The following is an 18,075-nucleotide window of genomic DNA, read 5'->3' as shown; positions in this document are numbered from 1 at the left end:
AGTACCTAGAGTTCGGCAGCGAAGCAAGGAATCGCTTCAAACAGGTCGCACGTCAACCCATAGTCAGCGACGCTGAAAATCGGCGCTTCTTCGTCCTTGTTGATCGCGACGATGACTTTCGAGTCCTTCATGCCGGCCAGATGCTGGATCGCCCCCGAGATGCCGACCGCGACGTACAGTTGCGGCGCCACGATCTTGCCGGTCTGACCGACCTGATAATCGTTCGGCACGAACCCCGCGTCGACCGCCGCACGCGATGCGCCCAGTGCCGCGCCGAGCTTGTCGGCCAGCGGCTCCAGAACCTTCGTGTAGTTCTCGCCACTGCCAAGACCCCGGCCGCCTGACACGATGATTTTCGCGCTCGTCAATTCCGGGCGATCGAGCTTCGTCACCTCGCGGCTCACGAACTGCGAGAGGCCTGCGTCGGCTGCCGCTTCGATCTTCTCGACCGCTGCGCTGCCGCCTTCGACCGCGACGGCATCAAAACCGGTCGAGCGCACGGTGATGACCTTGATCGGATCAGCCGATTGCACGATCGCGATCGCGTTGCCCGCGTAGATAGGACGCTCGAACGTGTCGGCGCTATCCACTGCCGTGATGTCGCTGATCTGCGCGACGTCGAGCTTCGCGGCGATACGCGGCGCGATGTTCTTGCCGTAGGCGGTAGCCGGCGCGAGGATGTGCGTGTAGTGCTTCGCCGCATCTTGCACAAGCGTCAGCACCGTCGCTTCGACGTTTTCCGCGAGGCCTGCGGCCAGTTGCGGCGCATCGGCGAGCAGCACCTTGCTGACACCAGCGATCTTCGCGGCCGCATCGGCCGCGCCCTGCGCGTTATGTCCCGCGACCAGCACGTGAATATCACCGCCGATCTTCTGTGCCGCTGCGATCGTGTTCAGCGTCGCGGCCTTGATCGACGCATTGTCGTGTTCTGCAATTACCAGGTTCGTCATTTCTCGGGTCTCCTCACAGCACCTTCGCTTCGGTCTTCAGCTTCTCGACCAGCGTCTTCACGTCCGGCACCTTCACACCGGCGGAGCGCCTGGGCGGCTCGGCGACTTTCAGCGTCTTCAAACGCGGCGTCACATCGACGCCGAGGTCTTCGGGCTTGACCGTTTCGAGCGGCTTTTTCTTGGCCTTCATGATGTTCGGCAGCGTCACGTAGCGCGGCTCGTTCAGACGCAGATCGGTCGTGACCACGGCGGGCAGCGTCAGCGACAGCGTTTCCGCGCCGCCGTCCACTTCCCGCGACACCGTCGCCTTGCCGTCCGCCGCGACAAGCTTCGACGCGAACGTCGCCTGCGGCAGATTCGCGAGCGCGGCGAGCATCTGGCCGGTCTGGTTGGAGTCGTCGTCGATGGCCTGTTTGCCGAGGATCACCAGCTGCGGCTGCTCCTTGTCTACGAGCGCCTTGAGCAGCTTCGCGACGGCGAGCGGCTGCAGGTCTTCGTTCGATTCGATCAGGATCGCGCGATCCGCGCCGATGGCGAGCGCGGTGCGCAGCGTTTCCTGTGCCTGCGCAACACCGGCCGACACGGCGATCACTTCGGTCGCGACGCCCGCTTCCTTCAGACGCACCGCTTCTTCAACCGCGATTTCGTCGAACGGGTTCATCGACATTTTCACGTTCGCGATATCGACGCCCGTACCGTCCGATTTCACGCGGACTTTGACGTTGTAGTCGACCACTCGCTTGAGACATACCAAAAGCTTCATCACGACTCTCATTCACGGAGCATTTCACCTGCCGCTTTGACGAATGCTCGACGCAAAACGGGACCTATGACTCTAGCCAATTCGTAAGCCAGCAATCTATCGAGTTACCATTGCGATCGGCAGATGGGTTTAAGAACGATTTGAACCGCGGTGCGAACTGGAGAGACCACGCACATGGCAGACTCCCCAGATAGACGGTTGCGGGTGCTTGTCGGTCGGCTAGACAGTAACCGACAAGTTTGTCGTTTAAGCACTGGTGCTTAGCACACCCCGATCGATCTGATCGCGCTCGATCGATTGGAACAGAGCCTTAAAGTTACCCTCGCCAAAGCCGTCGTCGCCCTTACGCTGGATGAACTCAAAAAAGACAGGGCCCAGCACTGTCTTTGAGAAAATCTGAAGTAAGAGCCGAGGTGCGCCATCCCTGACTGCCCCGTCGAGCAGGATTCCGCGCGCCGCGAGCTCCTCAACAGGTTGCCCATGGTTAGGAATCCGCGTGTCCAAGGCGTCGTAGTAGTACTTGTTCGGCGCGGACATAAGAGGCACTCCAGACGTCCGCAAGTTATCAATCACTGAGAGCAAGTCGTCACAAAGAAGCGCGATATGTTGTATGCCTTCCCCGTTGAAAGCCATCAAAAACTCTTCGATTTGGCCGCCGCCCTTCGCAGACTCTTCGTTAAGTGGAATGCGGATCTTTCCGTCCGGAGCTGTCATCGCCTTCGAGGTTAGTCCGGTGTACTCGCCTTTAATGTCGAAGTAACGAATCTCGCGGAAGTTGAAAAGCTTTTCGTAGAAAGCCGCCCAATGAGCCATGCGACCCCGATACACGTTGTGCGTCAGGTGATCGATGAGGCGAAGTCCGTGGCCAGCAGGATGGCGGTCCACACCGTCGATATATTCGAAATCGATGTCGTAGATCGATCCGCCTTCCTTAAATCGATCGATGAGATAAATGGGCGCTCCAGCGATGCCTTTAATGGCAGGCAGCTTGAGTTCCATCGGGCCGGTTGAAATCTCAATCGGTTCGGCGCCAAGGGATAGAGCTCGCGCATACGCGGCGTGGGAGTCATTTACACGAAATGCCATTCCGCACGCGCTAGCGCCATGTTCACGAGCGAAGAAAGCGGCGCGGCTATGGGGCTCCCGATCGACGATGAAATTGATGTCACCCTGTCGGTACAGAAGTACGTCTTTGGAACGATGGCGAGCAATGAGCGTGAACCCCATAGCCTCGAAAAGCGGCTCCAGCACGTTAGCTTCTGGTGAAGCGAATTCCACAAATTCGAAGCCCGTCAACTGCATGGGATTCTCAGAAAGGTCAGTCACGCTATCCTCCTTACTTCGCTGCATCATGTATCTCCAAGTTGAAGTTCAAGTGCCAATCTCGTGAGCCTGGGTCGGCTTCAACAATGTCTTCACTGTGGCGCGACCTGCCGATATCCATTGCGACAGAGACGCCTCGCACGACATATGTCCAGTTTTTCCGCTCACGCGGCCGGATTCGAGCAGGCACGTGTCCGAAAAGCGGTATCTCAGGTTCTCGCGCCTCCGAAAAGCGGCCTGGTAGATGCGTTCTCATCCGCGAAACCACGCTACGCAATTTTTTACGGCCTGCGCCCGCCCGCTCGCTGCGCCGTCCTACGGACGAAACAGGAAGGAAGACAAGTCATTCCACGGTATCCCCTAACTGAGGCAGTGTGAACCGGCCAAATTTCGATAACTTCTATCGGATTCACCGATGGAACCAGCCAGTCGACGGTCGTAGCAAAGACGTGGCCAGGCGGGATTGATCATAAAAGTACGCGCGCCGGTGCGGGCGGAGGAATGAAATCCATCGAAACCGCCGACAGAAAGGCGGCGGTGTGCATTTACGTGACGTTGAGTTGGAAGAGAGGAACGACGCGGACCTGCAGGACTATGGTCCTTGTCGCAAAAATGATGGTAGCTGATGCGTATAATCAAACGGGCAAATCGTTGCTACTTCGTGCTGGTCTGAAAAAATACCGCAGCCTCGTGCAGACCCGTGTGTGCTGCCCCCGACAGCCTATGGACCACTTAGATCGGTCCGCCGGAAAGGTAGTGACACTCCTCAGCGGCTCTGGTGCGGGGCGGAAGCCACTGGAAGTCGGCACTGATGCAACAGCAGTACGTCGCGCCAGCAGCGCCTCCGGAAAAGGAGCGACGCCACAAGCCTGCACTCATGCCATTAACTAGAATCCCTTCCCTGACGGCGTGGTGATTGCTCCCCACCTCTGTGCCAGCCTCGGGTCAATGGCGAAGTTGACTTGAGTGCCACCGAGATTCAGGGTAAAAGCACTCCCAAGGTCGACCTTCTCCTTGAATTCCAACAAACCGAGCGCGACGCTGCCCTCGGGAATTGCATTCCCATTCAGATGCGCCACATTGACAACTGTGCCATCGAGCGTCTGTCCGTTCTGAATGAGCTTAACCTCGGGTTTGAAGTTCAGCGTCTTTGTCGCCAGTCCCATCACGTAGAATGAAGATCCTGCATTCGCAGCCTCAATTTGAAGAGTCGTACGCGCAGGGTCGTCGCGCCATAGTGCTTCGATGGTTCGGTTCGACAACACGGTGACCCACAGGGGGCCTCCCGCGATGGCGGCGGGCTCTGTGAATGCCTTGAGCACTGTCTGGTCGTCGATGCTATCGACGCTGTCAGCAAAGGCCGGCGCCGTAATCAGCAACGCGAGGAAAAACGCAAGTCGTCTCATTTCGGGCTCACGAAGATAGCGTATGTGGGCTGAGGTACGGAGACAGCCGTTCCGGTTGAAGTAAGCTTGCCGGTTGTTGGATTTCGCTTGAGCAAGGCTACCGAGTTCTCACCCAAATTGGCTGAAGCGACCCAAGTCGCCGTCATGTCCCAAGCGAACGAACGGGCGCCCGTCTCGACCTTTTCCCACAAAGTCTTTTCCTTCCAACTGGGCACCGGTGCACGGTTACCGATCACTGCTCGTGAACTCGATGGCGTGAAGCCAATTAACGCAAGTCTTCCGTTGTTTTGGTCGATCGAGAATACTGCGATGTTCTCATTCGGCCGGTGATTTACGTACAAGAAGCTTCCATCGGGGCTGACGTGGACTTGAGCCGTGCCGAGCTGCATCGTGCCATCGGGAATCGCCGAAACCGATTGCTGTGCCGTTAAGGCCCCGTCAGCTCCGCGACTCATCAAATACACGCGACCGCCCTCTTCGGTGTCCACGTAAATCCACTTGTTATTCGGATGCACTGCGATATTACGCGGACCCTGTCCCGACTCAAGTTGAATGAACGGCACCGGCGAAGCCGGATGGATCGAAGACGTCTTCGCGTCGAACACGTAGCTATAGACGCGGTCGAGACCTTGGTCGGTAACAAATAGCCATCGATTGTCGTGTGAGAAGGCCAAGCCATGTGGATGCGGTCCGGCGGATTCGTGCGAACCCGCGCCCACGTGATGGATGTTGTTCACCGCTGGCCCGAGTCGACCATCGCGCTCAATTCGATAGGTAACGACGTTCCCACCATAGTAATTCGCGAGCGCCAGAGTCTTCCCGGTTGCATCGACGCCGATCTCTGCTGGCATGTCGCCCAGTCCATCGACGCTGTTGAGCAAAGTAAGAGAGCCATCCGTCGGTGAGATAGCGTACGCCGACACCCCCGCCCTGGGCGCGCCGGGAAACGGCCAGCTACGCGTACACACACAACCGTTGTATTCCGTTACATAGAGATAGCGGCCGTCCGGGCTGCTTGCCAGGCTATCAGGGCTTGTCACCGTCTTCGCGACGACACCGAGCGGTTTGACCTCTCCAGACGACTTGTCCAACTGCCAGCCGTACACGCCCTTCGAAAAGCCAAGCTGCGGAGAGGCTTGCACATTGTTCCACGTGCCGACGTACATGAAGTCCGCAGCGTGCACGTTGCTTAGGAGCGTTGTCATCGCGAAAGCGATTGCAAGGAGGGATGCCTTCGACAATCCACTCTGCGAGTTGCCCTTCGCACGTGACGATGCACGTCCTTCATTGGACGCAGCTCGTCGCCACGACAGATATGGCGAGCTTGCCCTTGTGATTTTCATGCCGTTCCCTTTCGTCGATTTGACATCTATCGCCACTGGTTGCGAACGACAGCCTGCTCGAACTCGTCACACTGACGGAACAGGCGTGTTAGTCCTCTTCACGCAATGTGACCGTTCCCATCAGACTGCGATGCAGGTTAGCAACCACGCCTAAGTTGTCGCTATGCTTGAAAACCCTTAACCGACACGTGTTGCCTTCGCCTATTTTGTCGGCCTTCAGGAGCGAGTGGTGCCGGCGGTAACGCTAGTGGAATCCTTGTGCCCATCCATCCAGGACGCCGCCACGGTTGAATGAGCCCGTCAAATCTGACGTGACAAGCTCTCAAGTCTTGCGACTTGTCGACCGAGTCTGGCTCGAACACCACACGACGCTCTTCTGACGTTCCTATCGTTGCAAAGCAGCGGAACGCAAAAAAACGCCAGCTATTGGCCAGCGAAAATCAGTTTTGGTACGGCGAGGAGACTCCGCCCCCCTGACAGTCCGATACTCTAGGGAAGCGGAGGAACTCTTCGACCAAAACAACCCTCAGAATGATTCGAGATCGCTATTCTTTGTTTGATGACGACAAACTCTTGACGACTTCATGCGTCTCTCGAATTACGTCACGAGCAGCCCTTGCCATCAGTCCACTGTCGTTTGCGATACTGATGAAGTTGAAGCCCATCTTGATCATCCGCGCCGAATAGGCGGCAGTCCCGGTGTGAATGCCCGCTACTTTCCCCCGCTTCCGCGTTTTTTGAATTAGGCTCTCGTAAATAGCGAGGAATTCGTCCTCCTCGCGGTCGAGTGCTGGGAGCTTGCCCAGCGAGAATGCCAGATCCCCCGGCCCAACATAGATTCCGCTTATTCCTGGCGTATCAAGGATAGCGTCGATGTTCTCGACCGCCTGTCGCGTCTCGATCATTGGCAGGACCAGAATCTCGGCGTTGGCGATTGTCTGATACGCACTCGCTTCACCATATGCCGCGGCCCGAATCGGACCGTTACTTCGCTTTCCGTGCGGGGGGTACAAACATGCAGACGCGAACGCTGCGGCATCCTCTGGCGTATTTATCATGGGACAGATGACGCCCCATGCGCCTGCGTCCAAAACCTTTCCAATAATCCCAGGCTCATTCCATGGAACTCTGACGAGTGGAGTTACAGGATGGGCCCCCATGGACTGAAAGCAGGACACTAGCGAATGATAGTCCTGCACCCCATGCTGCAAATCGACCGTCACACTTTGCCAACCGCATTGCGCCATCACTTCAGCCGAGAAGCCGGAAGGTATCGCCAACCAACCGTTGAGACAGTAGTCGCCGCCATCCAACCGCTCCTTAAGTTCGTTGCCCATTCGCTCGTTCCATCCGAAAACAGTTACGGTATGTCGTTGGCAATCTTCCAGGCAGAGCCACGATCTCGGTGACGTCGGTTAGCAGGGCGCCAAGCCGGGCGCTTCGAGGTAGCGCAACTCTCTAGCAACGAACGCTTAATACGCCACGAGGCATCGCTCGCAAGGTAGGCTTTCAGCTGCTTTCTCGGACCAAAAACGACACTGCACGGTCAGCACATTATCCCGTTCCTCTGGCTGTGGGAAGCAGCCAAATCCCGATACGGGTCATCGACAAAATAGATAGATAGGATGCGCTTACTATTATGTATGCACATACCTAGTAATGTCGATAGACTCGGACTGATCGGCCGCCTAAGGGTTTGCGAGCAATACGCAAGATCGCAAAGTGATGAAAAATAAGCTTACTCACGGCAAAGGAGATAGTACATGCTCGACCGGCTGACCCTAGATCAACTCCGTGCGCTTGTCGCCTCGGCCGATGAGGGTAGTTTCTCGGCCGCAGGGCGCAAGCTTCTTCGGGCACAGTCCGCAGTAAGTCAGTCTGTCCAGACGCTCGAGGACGAGCTGGAGATCGAGCTATTCGACCGTTCTGGAAAATTCCCTGTCCTATCCGATGCTGGCAAGGCGTTGATCGACGACGCCAGGATCATTCTCGAAGGAGCAGAGGCGCTTCGGGCGCGTGCCGCAACGTTCGCGTCGGACATAGAACCGGAACTGACGTTGGCCGTTGAGCAGATGTTTCCCAACAAGTACCTGATGGACTCCCTGCGGGTGCTTGGCGAGCTATTTCCTGCCGTACGCGTGACCATTTACGCCGAGGCGTTAGGCTCGCCCGAGAAGCGTCTGGAAGCCGGCGCGGCTCAACTTGGCATCTACCCGCCCTACAACGTCGGTAGGGGTGAATTCGAAAGTGAATTCCTTGCCGCCATTCCGATTGTCCCGGTGGTTTGCGCGCAACATCCATTAGCCCTGGTCGATGGCCCGATATCCAATGCCCAACTGAATCAGCATCTTCAACTTGTTCTGACCGACCCAGAGCAACGGATGCAGACCGTAGCACCTGGCGCACCGCTCGGAGCCCGTTATTGGCAGTTCGCCGATCAGCGAACCCGTCTTGAATACCTGCTTGGCGGATTCGGTTGGTGTCACGTTCCCTTGCATTTCGTGGAAGACTATCTCGAGTCTGGGCGACTCAAACGAATCGCCCTGCAGCGGCTCGCTGGCGGCCACCTTAGCATTGGCTTACACGTGGTTCATCGACGGAACTACAGACTGGGAAAAGTCGCACGGTGGCTCATTGACGATCTACGAGAGCGACTGGACGTTCGCCCTGCAATTCCGATGGACGAGCTGGGCACAGCGATCCCCGTAGGCATGGCTCCTCGGGGCGCCGCAGGCTGAGCGCGCTTCACATTTGCCAAGAAGTCGCGGCATAGCACGGAGATTCTGCCGACAGAATCTCCGATGAGATTCCTCGCGCCCCTTCGGTAGCTTACAAACCGGGCCGTCTATCTTCAAAGCAGATGGAAATCATCGAAATATTGCCGATATCCATCTCCTGAGCTTTGATATGGTTATCTCCATCAACAGTAATGCGAAAGGCGCAGCAACCTTTCGCAATGGAGACGACAGCCATGGACGCCAAAACGACCGACGTTGGATACGAAACGCCCGAATCAGATTTGCGTGCGTTCCGGCGTTGCCTGGGACAATTTGCAACGGGCATCACGGTCGTAACTGCCGAAACGCCTGCTGGACGGGTCGGTAACACAGCCAATTCTTTCAGTTCGATTTCTCTCGACCCGCCGTTGATTGCTTGGGCACTCGGCAAGACCTCGCGAAGCTACAACGCCTTTCGTGAGGCGAAGCATTTTTCAGTGAACGTGCTCGGTAGCGATCAGATCGCGATCTCGCAGGCGTTCTCGAGCGGCGATGAAGACAAGTTCAAGTCGATCTCTTGGCTTCCTGGTCATAACGGCGCCCCCAGGGTCATGGGCGCCATTGCCGTTCTCGAGTGCGAAACGGAAGCTCTCTATGAGTGTGGCGATCACATACTCTTGATTGGCCGCGTAGCCCGATATGCGCGATCGAACGGCAAGCCCCTGCTCTATGTGCAAGGGTACTACGGAATCGCCGAGCCGCACCCCGATCTGAAGCCACGAGAAACAAGGCCATCCCTCGAGGACTCATCCCAAGAATCCTATTCGCTCGCGACGCTTATCTTTCGCGTCCATCATGAATTGTCCGCGCGATTTGACAAGTATCGTCAAGCGCAAGGCGTCACTGTTTCGCACGCACGCGTCCTCGTTAGCCTGAGAAATAAGCAGCACAAGACAGCAGCACAAATCATTGACGAGATGTACCTGCCTCGTCCAGACGCGATGGATGCGATCGGCGACCTCTTGAATCGAGGCCTTATCACGAAGAAGGGAACTGTCGAAGAGTTTGCGCTCACCGACGCCGGCGAGAAGCTTCAGTTGACCCTCCACGAGCGACTCCGAGAATTCGATTCCACCCAAACCGAGGAGATTTCGCCGGAAGAGTTGCATTCCGCGCGTAAGGTGCTCTTTGCGTTGCTGAACCATTCGTGAACCAGAACGACGCCTTAAGGAGCCCTTCAAAGTCGCTCCTTCTCACATGTGGTGCCGAGCCGGAAATCGAAAACATTGAACCTTGATAGAGGTGTCTTATGATGCATCTGCTGAGCTTTCTGACGCACAGCCCTATCAATCACGCCAATCTCAGCTGGGCTGACGAGCGGTGTCGTGGCTTCAATATCCCCCCTTCTGGCATCGATGATTTCGTTGACCAAGTAGTACCGCATCTGCAGTAGCGGGGAATCTTCCGCACCGAGTATGAAGGTAAGACTTTCAAGGAAAGCCTTCTCCCCAGATAACCGCGGCCTGCAAAGCCCTTAATAGTCGGAGCAAAACCCTTTGTTAAGTCAGATCACTCAGTGGCGCCCCGGACCACTCACGCGTCCCCGGGCCCTCCCGCCATCTGGCACAACGGATTGCCATTTTCATGTATTCGGCCCTGCAGACCGGTTTCCTTTTTCACCGGAACGCAAGTTCACGCCAGAAGATGCTACGTCCTCGGACTATCTTTCCATCTGTCGCATGTTAAGCATCGATCGCGCTGTATTGGTGCAACCGAGCGTCTATGCTTTTGACAATCATCGACTGATGAGCGCAGCGGCCGAGCTTCCTATTCCAACGCGCATGGTAATTATGGCTCCCCCTGAAGTCAGCGCACAAGAACTCGAAGTGTTCTGGAATCAGGGTGCCCGTGGAATAAGGGTGATCGGCACGCTTCCTATCGGTGCACCTTTGTCATCGCTGCCCGAGCTTGCTGGAAAGCTTCACGAACGCCAGTGGCATATCCAGCTATTGCTCAATCCGCGACTGTTGATTGAGACTGAAGAAACTCTGAGAGAGCTGGGGTGCCCGATTGTGATCGATCACTTGGCGCACATTCAATGCGAGAAAGGAATCGAGCAACCGGCGTTCAAAGCTTTGCTGCGCCTTATGACCACAGGTAGGCTATGGGTCAAGCTATCAGCGCCCTATCACTTGTCCGTCCATTCTCCGCTGTATGACGATCTGCGCCCCTTCATTTCTCGGCTATTGGATACGCGGGCCGATCGTCTTCTTTGGGGTAGTGACTGGCCCTTCGTGAATCACAATAACGCTGCCCCGGATCCAGCAGACCTTATGGATGCGGTACTGAATTGGCTACCCGACGAGACGACTCAACGTCAAGTATTGGTCGAAAACCCCGCGGCACTTTACGGCTTTAATTCGTAAAGCACAGATCGACCACAACATCCCATCTCAAACATCTAACTCATCTAATGCGAAAGGCCTGTAATGAATACGAAACCCCTGAATGTCGTCTTTCTTGACGCCGGAACGCTCCCGTATCCGCTAGATTTCGGCAATGACCAAGCCATCGATTACCAGGCCTTCGACTCGACGGCCAGCGACGAAGTCGCCGCTCGAATCGCAAACGCTGATGTGGTTATCACTAACAAAATCCGACTTCAACGTCCGGAACTGGACGCCGCTCCGAAACTTAGTTTGATCGTGATCGCTGCGGCAGGTACCGACAACGTCGACATCGAAAGCGCCCGTGCTCGGGGTGTAGAGGTGAAAAATGTTCCAGATTATGGAACGCACTCGGTAGCCGAGCATGTGATGGCCACCTTATTCGCCTTGCGGCGGGATCTTTTGACTTATTCCGCTGCCGCGAGTGACGGGCGTTGGACGGGATCCAGTCACTTCTCCTGGACCGGCCCGAAGATTTACGATCTGGCAGGCAGTCAACTTGGCATTGTCGGGCGTGGACGCATCGGACAAGCCGTCGGAAATTTAGCCCAAAGCCTAGGAATGAAGGTTTTGTTTGCGGAGGATCCCGCGTCGTCGGGTAACGTCGGAGACGAAGCCCCGCTACAGGAGGTTCTATCTACCTCCGACGCCATCTCTCTGCACGTCCCGCTCACTGCCGATACGCGTCACCTCATCAACGCCGAGACGCTTGGCCTGATGAAGCCCCACGCAGTGTTGATCAACACTGCCCGTGGCGCCCTCGTAGACTCGGCTGCGCTCGTAGACGGATTGCAACGCGGAATCATCGGTGGGGCAGCTATCGACGTGCTCGATGTTGAGCCTCCTCCGCTTGAACATCCGCTACTTCGTGCAGACGTCCCTCGGCTTCTCGTGACACCTCACGTCGCATGGGCCAGCGCCTCGGCTCAAGCGCGCCTGGCTTCCCGAGTGTGCGACTTCGTTCTCGAACATCTTCGTCGCGTGAGCGCCTAGCCAAAAATGAGCGGACAAACGAATGGATGCAAAGGCCACCCAGAATCGCCGGCCGAGCATCCGTTCCGCTCATCTGAATTTGACGCGACTATTCTCGAAAGACGCTGTGGAGACGGATGCCGGCGATACTGCGTTGCTACATCACGATGAACACAGATCGTCTCAGAGAAATGTCCGCGCGGAAAGTCGTGTTCGGTACGTTTCAAGAATTCACTGATTGCGTTGGCGCCGAGCTTCTCACTGGTCGCCAGAAGGATTTTCGTGCCCGGCCGCCGCTGCAGTGGGCAGTCGGGCCAAGCTTGTGAGATCGCGACCCGGTTGTAAGCCCGGACGAAGTTGTCCATCGATCGGTTTTGTAGATAGAACGTCCCTGAATATTGCGGTTTCGGACCTGAACCGGAGTATCCATAATATATTCAAGGGGACCACTAAAAAGGCCTCGAAACATCGAACAGAGGAGCAAACATGTTGGGCTTTCGTATTTTGCCTCGAACACGATCTGTCAGCCTGGAGCTAGCCGCCCGGTATATTAAATTGCCGGTTGCAAACGTAAGCGACTGTATGGCTCGAATGACCGCCGGGGGACCGGCTCTAAGGCCGCTCCACGATGGATCAAAAATGGCCGGCCCGGCGATCACCGTCAAGAGCCGTCCAGGCGACAACCTGATGTTGCACAAAGCCATCGAGATGGCAGTACCAGGAGACGTCCTAGTCGTCGATGCCGGCGGCGACTGCACCAATGCACTGATGGGCGAACTCATGATCAGCTATGCCATGCGGCGCGGAATTGCCGGTGTGGTGATCAATGGTGCCGTTCGAGACTATCGATTCATCAAGTGGAACAACTTCCCCGTCTACGCGGCGGGCGTCACGCATCGTGGCCCATACAAGGACGGTCCAGGCGAGATCAATGTGCCGATCTCCATTGGGGGGATGGTTGTAGAACCGGGTGATCTCATTCTCGGTGACGATGACGGCCTGATCTGTGTGCCATTCCACGAGGCCGAATCTGTTCTGGAAGCTGCCCTGCAAGTTCACGCAAAGGAACAGAAGATCATGTCGGCGATTGAAGCCGGTACTCACAACGGCGATTGGATTGGCGACGCACTGTCCCGAGCAGGGTATGTTTCCGCTTCGTAGCGCATCAACTTTCGCGAGTCAGCGAATCGATGCTCCAGCAGCTCTTTGGAAAGGAAAGCAATATGCATGACAAATTCACACTGATCGGCAAGACAGTTCTAGTCACGGGAGGAGGTAGCGGCATTGGCGCAGGTGTTGCTCTGGAGATGGCGAGAGCCGGCGCAAACGTGATGATTACCGGCCGAAGCGCCAGCAAGCTCGAAGAGACGGTAAGCTCCGCACAGAAGGACGGGCTCGTACTGGCGTACACTACCGGCGATATCACGAACCGAAACGACATCGAAAGGGTGATCGACACCACGGTCGAAACCTTCGGTGGACTGCATTGCCTCGTAAATAACGCGGGCGGTGCATCGCAAGAACAGGCTGCTCCGCTGCTTAGTATGTCGGAAGCTCTTTGGGACGAGGTAGTCGGACTGAATCTGAAGGCACCGTTCATGTTCGCGCAAGCGGCGGCGAAGCGGATGAAAGACGGCGGCTCCATCATCAACGTGTCTTCGTGGCTGACCAGAATTCCCTGTCCGATGATGGCACACTATACAGCGGCAAAAGCTGGCATCGACAGCTTGACATCCACTATGGCGATCGAGTGGGGTCACCTCGGAATTCGTGTGAATTCAGTCTCTCCGGGCGTGATTGACACGCCCGAAAAGCGCAACAACAGACCTAACGAATGGCGAGTCCGTCAGGCCGGCAATTCGCCTCTGCAACGGCTGGGTACGCCCGCTGACATCGGAACCGCGTGTGTGTTCTTCGCGAGCGGCGCTTCATCGTTCATCACGGGCACCGTCATGCCAGTGACCGGGTCGAACTTCATTCCGTTTGGACAAGTCGAGTATTTTGCTGCGCATCAAAACCAGGGCAACTGAGCGCCTCATGCGGTAAAACTTAAGCTTTTGAGCACGTTGCAAGGGCGACGAAGATAATGGAGGATATATGTTGAAGTCCACTGCTGATGCTGAGACCATCGGCGACCCTATATACACGGCGCTGAAGGAGCCGGAAAAGGCGAAGTGGCTACTGGACCGACTCATAGCCATCGTCGGAAAAGATGGGGTCATAACAGACCCGTCCGACGTCGCGCCGTATATGCAGGACATGCGAGGAAAGCATCAGGGCAAAACGAGCTTCGTCGTCCGCCCCTCCACGACGCAGCAAGTGGCAGAGGTTGTCAAAATATGTGCTGCAACTGCAACGCCAATCATTCCTCAGGGCGGTAATACCGGCCTAGTCTGCGGCGGCATACCGCTCTGTGGCGGCAACAACGTGCTGCTGAGTCTCCAGCGGATGAATCGAATTGTTGAAGTCGACGCCGTCGGGCACACGATGACCGTCGAAGCCGGCTGTATCTTGGCGAATGTTCAGGAAGCCGCGCGCGAGGCTGGACTCCTCTTTCCGTTGAGTCTGGCCTCCGAAGGCAGCTGCCGAATTGGTGGGAACCTGTCGACGAACGCGGGAGGCATAGCAGTGCTTCATTACGGGAACGCACGAGACCTCGTTCTAGGGATTGAGGTCGTGCTTCCGGACGGAAGGATATGGAATGGGCTTCGCGGACTTCGCAAAGATAACAGCGGTTACGACCTAAAACACTTGTTCATAGGCGGCGAAGGTACGCTGGGCATTATCACAGCGGCAACTCTTAAAATCTTCCCGCAACCAGTGCAGGTTGAAACTGCACTTCTTGCGGTACGCGACATCGAATGCGTCATGGGTATCTACGCCCGCGCTCGGGCCGCGTCGGGTGACCGCCTCACAGCATTTGAATTGATCCCGCGCGTTGGACTCGAGTTCGGACTCAAACATGTTCCGGGCACCATTGAGCCTTTCGATCGAGCGTTCCCTTACTATGTGTTGGCTCAGATCTCATCAAGCGAAGCTGGTGACAATCTCCGAAGCGTGACTGAGAATGTTCTAACGGGCATCCTTGAGGCTGAACTTGCCGAGGACGCGATCTTAGCTGAAAGCATCGCTCAAGCGAAGGGCCTTTGGGGGATCCGCGAAGGAGTGGTGGAAGGCCATCGATTTGAAGGGGCAGTGATCAGCCACGATGTTTCGGTGCCGATCGCCAAGATCGCCGAGTTCGTTCGGAAAGCTGGTGCAGCCGCAGAATTGAGATGTGCAGGCATCCGTGTGATCGCTTTCGGACACGTTGGCGACGGCAACATTCACTTCAACTTCCATCAACCGGTGGGAACCGACGGAAAAGAGTTTCTGGCCCGAGCACCGGAGTTCAACGAACTGGTCTACGACATCGCTGTCGGAATGGGTGGCTCCATAAGCGCCGAGCATGGGATTGGGTATGTTAAGAAATCTCATCTCCGCAAGTATCGATCGGATGTCGAACTTGATCTTATGCGCCGGATCAAACTTGCCATCGACGAGAAGAACATCATGAACCCGGGCAAAATCTTCGATTGATGCATGCGTGCCGGGATCGCATCGGCCTGAAGGTTCAACGTCGAGTGTCGACTCTTTGATAAGGCCTTGGACGTGGCACACCCCTTTTTCCTCACATAGCCTGTTCTTTTGAGATTGCGCATGGCTGCCGACATTGCCCTCTTGGCTTGCCCCCCGCTCGGCCACTAGATTTCTTTCGCTTGGAGTATTACATGCATTCCTACATCCCGTTAGGGTCGAGCGGACTCAAAGTCTCGCGTCTCTGGTTAGGTACGATGATGTTCGGAGACCAGACCGGTCAAGGTCCGGCGAACGAGATGCTCGCCTTGGCACGGGACGCCGGGGTGAATGCGATTGACACCGCCGACAATTATGCAGGCGGCGACTCCGAACTGATGGTCGGCAAGCTGCTCGAAGGCGATCGAGACCGTTGGGTTCTGGCCACCAAACTCGCAAATCCGGTTGGCTCCCTGCCTAATGACCGCGGGCTCTCTCGACGATGGATCCATAGAGCGGTCGACGCCAGCCTGGAACGACTCAGGACGGACTGGATCGATGTCTACTACATGCACAGGGATGATGTCACAACACCGCTTGAGGAGACGCTCAGTACCTTTGCCAGGTTAATCGACGACGGGAAAATCCGATACTACGGAATTTCCAACTTCAGGGCGTGGCGCATCGCCCAAGTCGTCGAGGCGGCGCGCCGCATGGGGATTCCACAACCAATAGTCTGCCAGACACCTTACAACCTTCTAACCCGCGGAGCCGAGAGCGAGCTTCTGCCTTGCTGCTCTAACTACGGAGTCGCCGTCGTTGCCTACAGCCCGCTGGCCCGCGGCGTTCTAACTGGCAAATATGCTCGTAACGCGGAGCCCAGCCTGGACTCCCGCGCCGGTCGAGGAAACAAGCGCATTCTTGAAACAGATTTTCGGGACGAGTCACTTGCCGTTGCGGAGGCCGTCACTCACCGAGCGCGCGATCAAGGGATGAACTGCGCGCAGTTTTCCCTCGCGTGGTTGCGGGCAAACTCCCTTCTATGTGGCGTCGTAGGCGGTCCCCGCACGGTCGACCAATGGAAAGACTATCTCTCCGCCATTGATTTGCAAACAGCTCACAGCGACGAGACCTTTGTTGACGAGCTGGTGCTCCCCGGGCACGCGGCAGCATATGGCTTTAACGATCCGCTCTTTCCAGTCCTAGGCCGAATTTCGGGCTAGAAACGTGAAATCAACGCGAACAGTCGCACGAATAAACTGTACGCACGTACAACGCTCTCGGAACTTATCGCAATCTCGCGGAAATCGGTGCCCCCTGCAAAGAATAACGCGACCGCGTGAAGTAGCAGGAAGGCTTTCAGGCCGGTGGGCGAACGGCCTCACGACGAGCTACCGATATCTTGAGGAAAGAGATTGACATGAACCTGGGCCTGCTCTAGCACACGGCAATGTCAGGAATCGGACGAGACGGTCTCACGGCAAGCGGCAACCCACCCATGACCTCGAAGGCCGCCTTGATACGCACACTGAAGAGCGTTCATTCAACCAAGACAGTGCCGAGCGAAAGCTGCCGCCGACTGTCCATCGGCTCGCTGTCGCGCCTCAAGAGAGACTGGCGTGGCAGCGTGATCTAGTCCCTGACGGTGCTGCGGAAAGCGCTGGAAACGTATCGAACTGTGGAGTGAATAGTGCAACCTAAAAAAGTTACAGCTCTGTTGACCGGAGCATCTGGAAAACTCGGTCGCGAAATAGCTGCCGCGCTCAGTGGTCACGGCTGGAAGCTGCGCCTGACGGATATCCAGCCGTTCCCGGGCACGCTGCCCGCCGATGCGGAATTTAGGCAGATAGATCTGGCGGATGAAGCATCGATCGTCGATTATTCCCGCGGCGCCGATGTGATCGTCCACTTCGGAGGACAGGCTACCGATCGACCGTTTCGCGAAACTGTTGGCCCAAATATCGAAGGGATTTACTCAATTTATGAGGCGGCCAGAACGAACAAATGCCGGGTCGTGTACGCTTCGTCGAGCCATTGTTTTGGCTTTTATCGTCAAGATGAGCGGTTAGACTATGACTGCATGTATCGGCCGGATTCATACTACGGCCTCTCGAAGGCATACGGTGAACTTATGGCCCGCCTCTACTGGGACAAGCATGGCGTAGAAAGTTTAATAATTCGAATTGGTTCCGCTGAACCGCCTGAACCGTTGGATCAGCGCATGCTGGCCACATGGCTGTCTCGGGCGGATCTGAACGACCTGATCATTCGTGGCGGTGAAGCCAGCAACGTCGGCTGGTGTGTCGTCTGGGCGACGTCGGACAATCGGCAGTCGTTCTGGGCAAACGACTTGCGCGATGCGATTCAATGGACACCCACCGACAGTGCAGACCCGTACATTGAAAAGCTGCAAGGTGTACGACCTTCGAACGAGATCGAGGCACAGTACCAAGGGGCAGGTTTCTGCGCAAACAAGGCTGGGTGACTCTCCACCCGCATTTCCGCATTAGAAGAGGCGGTGCCCGAAACTTTCTCGGGCATCGGCATTGCTCGAAAATCTACGTCGTTGCCAGCGTCAAGCAATCACAGACTACCGATG

At 56.4% G+C, this 18,075-nt stretch carries 15 protein-coding genes; 9 read left to right on the top strand and 6 right to left on the bottom strand.

All coding sequences use genetic code 11. The annotated features are described in order from the left end of the window. Positions 1 to 5: 5 nt before the first annotated feature. From HV770_RS30915 to HV770_RS30890, 6 genes are all read right to left on the bottom strand, one after another. A complete protein-coding gene (locus HV770_RS30915; protein ID WP_175165326.1) occupies positions 6 to 950 on the bottom strand; it encodes an electron transfer flavoprotein subunit alpha/FixB family protein in 945 nt (314 codons plus the stop codon). A 13-nt stretch (positions 951 to 963) separates the two neighbouring features. Further along, positions 964 to 1,713, bottom strand: coding sequence for an electron transfer flavoprotein subunit beta/FixA family protein (locus HV770_RS30910; RefSeq protein WP_175165325.1), 750 nt, complete (start codon positions 1,711 to 1,713; stop codon positions 964 to 966). Between the two features lie 246 nt (positions 1,714 to 1,959). Then, positions 1,960 to 3,039 (bottom strand): 4-hydroxyphenylpyruvate dioxygenase, encoded by a 1,080-nt coding sequence (gene hppD / locus HV770_RS30905; protein ID WP_175165324.1) that lies wholly within the window; start codon positions 3,037 to 3,039, stop codon positions 1,960 to 1,962. An 884-nt stretch (positions 3,040 to 3,923) separates the two neighbouring features. Next, positions 3,924 to 4,442 carry a hypothetical protein gene (locus HV770_RS30900; protein WP_175165323.1) on the bottom strand — a complete coding sequence of 173 codons (519 nt, stop codon included), beginning with the start codon at positions 4,440 to 4,442 and terminating at the stop codon, positions 3,924 to 3,926. Continuing rightward, positions 4,439 to 5,683 (bottom strand): lactonase family protein, encoded by a 1,245-nt coding sequence (locus HV770_RS30895; protein ID WP_175165322.1) that lies wholly within the window; start codon positions 5,681 to 5,683, stop codon positions 4,439 to 4,441. Before HV770_RS30895 ends, HV770_RS30900 begins: the two co-directional genes overlap by 4 nt. A gap of 647 nt (positions 5,684 to 6,330) precedes the next feature. Next, entirely contained in the window at positions 6,331 to 7,122 is a 792-nt protein-coding gene (locus HV770_RS30890) for an HpcH/HpaI aldolase family protein (protein ID WP_175165321.1), read from the bottom strand. A gap of 426 nt (positions 7,123 to 7,548) precedes the next feature. Here HV770_RS30890 and HV770_RS30885 point away from each other — a divergent pair, with 426 nt between their 5' ends. The 9 genes from HV770_RS30885 to HV770_RS30845 all read left to right on the top strand — a co-directional run bounded on the left by HV770_RS30885 (position 7,549) and on the right by HV770_RS30845 (position 17,961). Beyond that, entirely contained in the window at positions 7,549 to 8,523 is a 975-nt protein-coding gene (locus tag HV770_RS30885) for a LysR family transcriptional regulator (RefSeq protein WP_175165320.1), read from the top strand. A 233-nt stretch (positions 8,524 to 8,756) separates the two neighbouring features. Then, on the top strand, positions 8,757 to 9,713 hold the full coding sequence (locus HV770_RS30880; RefSeq protein ID WP_175165319.1) for a flavin reductase: 957 nt from the start codon (positions 8,757 to 8,759) through the stop codon (positions 9,711 to 9,713). A gap of 345 nt (positions 9,714 to 10,058) precedes the next feature. Continuing rightward, a complete protein-coding gene (locus HV770_RS30875; protein WP_175165318.1) occupies positions 10,059 to 10,928 on the top strand; it encodes an amidohydrolase family protein in 870 nt (289 codons plus the stop codon). A gap of 63 nt (positions 10,929 to 10,991) precedes the next feature. Continuing rightward, the gene (locus tag HV770_RS30870) at positions 10,992 to 11,942 is read left to right on the top strand and encodes an NAD(P)-dependent oxidoreductase (RefSeq protein WP_217468664.1); all 951 of its coding nucleotides are present in this window, start codon (positions 10,992 to 10,994) and stop codon (positions 11,940 to 11,942) included. Positions 11,943 to 12,407: 465 nt separating this feature from the next. Then, positions 12,408 to 13,082: an RraA family protein gene (locus HV770_RS30865; RefSeq protein ID WP_175165317.1), complete on the top strand. Its 675-nt coding sequence runs from the start codon at positions 12,408 to 12,410 to the stop codon at positions 13,080 to 13,082. Positions 13,083 to 13,144: 62 nt separating this feature from the next. After that, positions 13,145 to 13,951 carry an SDR family NAD(P)-dependent oxidoreductase gene (locus HV770_RS30860; protein WP_175165316.1) on the top strand — a complete coding sequence of 269 codons (807 nt, stop codon included), beginning with the start codon at positions 13,145 to 13,147 and terminating at the stop codon, positions 13,949 to 13,951. Between the two features lie 67 nt (positions 13,952 to 14,018). Next, a complete protein-coding gene (locus HV770_RS30855; protein WP_175165315.1) occupies positions 14,019 to 15,500 on the top strand; it encodes an FAD-binding oxidoreductase in 1,482 nt (493 codons plus the stop codon). A 191-nt stretch (positions 15,501 to 15,691) separates the two neighbouring features. Continuing rightward, the gene (locus HV770_RS30850) at positions 15,692 to 16,699 is read left to right on the top strand and encodes an aldo/keto reductase (RefSeq protein WP_175165314.1); all 1,008 of its coding nucleotides are present in this window, start codon (positions 15,692 to 15,694) and stop codon (positions 16,697 to 16,699) included. 467 nt (positions 16,700 to 17,166) lie between these two features. Continuing rightward, positions 17,167 to 17,961, top strand: coding sequence for an NAD-dependent epimerase/dehydratase family protein (locus HV770_RS30845; protein ID WP_175165313.1), 795 nt, complete (start codon positions 17,167 to 17,169; stop codon positions 17,959 to 17,961). Positions 17,962 to 18,075 lie beyond the last annotated feature (114 nt).

It is taken from the genome of Paraburkholderia fynbosensis, assembly GCF_902859935.1.
In the GTDB taxonomy this organism is placed as follows: Bacteria; Pseudomonadota; Gammaproteobacteria; order Burkholderiales; family Burkholderiaceae; genus Paraburkholderia; species Paraburkholderia fynbosensis.
Note: the sequence above shows the minus strand (reverse complement) of the source record. Positions and strands in the feature narration are given on the sequence as shown.